At 36.0% G+C, this 2,408-nt stretch carries 5 protein-coding genes; all 5 read left to right on the forward strand.

All coding sequences use genetic code 11. From position 1 onward, the window contains the following. A partial coding sequence (locus ACH0CI_RS28070; RefSeq protein WP_483880022.1) for a DinB/UmuC family translesion DNA polymerase occupies positions 1-501 on the forward strand: 501 nt, incomplete at its 5' end. A gap of 14 nt (positions 502-515) precedes the next feature. Continuing rightward, positions 516-851: a YolD-like family protein gene (locus tag ACH0CI_RS28075; protein WP_406902645.1), complete on the forward strand. Its 336-nt coding sequence runs from the start codon at positions 516-518 to the stop codon at positions 849-851. A gap of 39 nt (positions 852-890) precedes the next feature. Further along, positions 891-1,250 carry an Imm3 family immunity protein gene (locus ACH0CI_RS28080; protein ID WP_406902646.1) on the forward strand — a complete coding sequence of 120 codons (360 nt, stop codon included), beginning with the start codon at positions 891-893 and terminating at the stop codon, positions 1,248-1,250. 59 nt (positions 1,251-1,309) lie between these two features. Continuing rightward, entirely contained in the window at positions 1,310-1,486 is a 177-nt protein-coding gene (locus ACH0CI_RS28085; RefSeq protein WP_098792106.1) for a DUF8096 family protein, read from the forward strand. Positions 1,487-1,513: 27 nt separating this feature from the next. Further along, complete coding sequence (locus ACH0CI_RS28090; protein ID WP_406902647.1) at positions 1,514-1,996, forward strand: hypothetical protein; 483 nt, start codon at positions 1,514-1,516, stop codon at positions 1,994-1,996. Positions 1,997-2,408 lie beyond the last annotated feature (412 nt).

The following is a 2,408-nucleotide window of genomic DNA, read 5'->3' on the forward strand; positions in this document are numbered from 1 at the left end:
AGCTCTCGTTCCTTTGGAAAGAGTCAAATTTTATTCCGTGATTATACAAACCGAAAAGAAGTGGAGTTATTGCTGTTGGAGCTATTAGACGATGTGTGTTTTCGTTTACGTATGCATCAAGTGGTAGCTCAAATGATTCATTTATCCATTGGCTACAGCAAACAAACAGGTGGAGGCTTCTCCAGACAAAAGAAAATGGGACGAGCTTCAAACTTAAGCCAAGATATCTTTCCGTATTGCTTAACCATCTTACATACCTATGATAGTGGCATGCCGATTCGCTCTATTGGCATTTCCTTATCAAACACCAGCATTCAAGAAGAAGAGCAAATGAGCTTATTTGAGGATATCGATCAGCGTGAAAGAGCCTATGCTCTCGCCAAAACAATTGATGAGATTCGGCTGCGTTATGGAAAGAATAGTGTTTTACGGGCTTCAAGCTATCTGGATCACTCAACAGCTCGTTATCGAAATGGTCTTATTGGCGGCCATAAAGCTTAAAGGAGGATGATATCATGAATGACGATAGAGGAATGAAAAAATGGAGAGCTTTCGCAAGCATGCCGGAACAATACACAGGATTACAGGAAGTTATAAACAAGCAAGCAGAAGTACCTCAAACTCTTTTAACAGAAGAGCAAATGGAACAAATCAATTTCACCTTGATTGAAGCATTACATACAAATAAACAAGTATATCTTACATACTACAAACAGGGACAATGTATTACAGAAAAGGGATTCATCCAATTTGTTGATTCCCTGGGGAGTCTCTTTATTTTTATCGATGAAGTATTCGAATTGAAAAATAAAATGAGGTTAAGTGAGCTAATTGATGTTCGATTCGTGTAAAGTTAAAGTATAGATTAGTTTTTGATGGAGTGAGTACTAGTGAAAAACTGGAAGTATAATGAATTATTTAATGCAATTCAGGAGACATATGAAGAGTTGTTAGATGAAGATAAAGGATATAGGTATGCTATAGCAAAACTAGCAGAGGAATTTGATAACTTAGGCAAGATAGAAGATATTATTGTTGATACTGCTATTGGAGAAATCGCAATCGGCCATGATAAAGTTTTTGTTGGTCGTATTGGAGGCATAACAAAGAGGTTAAGTATGTTTACCCCACAAGAAGCCAAAGGTGAATTAACACAAGAAGAAATTAGTGACTTATCGAAAAGAATACATAAAGTAATTGATGATCTAAAAAATGCAGAAGTTGATTATAATCCAGCAGCAGAACAGTGATGTTTTCACAAGGAATTAATGATACTCTAATAAGAGTCAATTAGAAAAGAGTGATCAACATGGAAGAGAAAGAGCAACAAGAAATCGATCTTGATAAAGTGTATGACTATGCTGAATTTCCGGATAAGGTTAGTGGTCGATGTGATAATTGCAATTCAGCTTACTTCAAAAGTTCAGTAAAAGGTGGCGTTTTCTTACGTGAATGTCGCCAGTGTGGGATGAAGAAGAGTATCTAATCATAAAGAGCTATAAGGAGTATAAGTATGGAACACATAGTTGATATATTAGAAACTAAAAAAAGCTCTCTAAGCGATGAAAATCAAGAGCTGTTAAAGAAATTGATACGAAAAATAAAATCATTTGCTACTACCCCACTCAATCGCAAACATTGTTTACGTATGGCGCCATTTGCTGATTCTAAAGAGATAACAGATGTTGTGATTAATATTATACAACCGTACAAGCTGAAGTTGCTTGGCGACAGCTGCTTTCGTGGCTACGATAGCATTGGATATCACTATTGCATCGCATTACTTGCTTGCAGAGTTGCATTAAACGAGGTAGATGAATTAGAAGTTGTAACAGTGCTTGAACATGAAGTGGAGAAAAAATTGAAAGAACATGAACTGGTAGCCTCTAGAGGTGGAGAAAACTATCATGTAATGCTTCGTATTTTTAAGTGTTTTAAAAAAGATACAGATAGGTTAAATCATTTGATGATACGACTACAAGATCACAGGGATTGAGATGCACCAGTATGTCATTCACAAACAATCAACTCTATATAAGTGATAGCAATAACCGGCAAAACTTTAGATTTTTTATTGAGTATATGAAATCGTTCTTCGCTTCAATTAAGGTTATATGAAGGAATTGTCCTCTTATGTTCTCTTTAGATGTATAGACATAGACAACTTAGAGCCTCTAGTCCATTTCATGAAAAAGGTAACCAACTGGGACAACCTACAGCATATAAAAACATTTATTCTTATATGATTAGCTACCCCTTACCTACTGCGGTAAGGGGTCTTTGTTATTTTTTGATTGGACAGGCAAGCTTACCGCAGTAGTTACATAGTATCTAAAGAATCTTAACTTCATCACCTAATCAGTAGCTAGTTCAGTATCGTTACCGCGTTAATACAAGCTGTATACGCC

The organism is Priestia sp. 179-F W1.4 NHS, assembly GCF_045369295.1.
GTDB classification, from domain to species: Bacteria; Bacillota; Bacilli; order Bacillales; family Bacillaceae_H; genus Priestia; species Priestia zanthoxyli.

What these genes read in the sequence shown, in the direction of transcription:
- ACH0CI_RS28090 (WP_406902647.1), top strand. Translation starts at nt 1,514, where the DNA reads ATGGAACACATAGTTGATATATTAGAAACTAAAAAAAGCTCTCTAAGC.
- ACH0CI_RS28075 (WP_406902645.1), top strand. Translation starts at nt 516, where the DNA reads ATGAATGACGATAGAGGAATGAAAAAATGGAGAGCTTTCGCAAGCATG.
- ACH0CI_RS28085 (WP_098792106.1), top strand. Translation starts at nt 1,310, where the DNA reads ATGGAAGAGAAAGAGCAACAAGAAATCGATCTTGATAAAGTGTATGAC.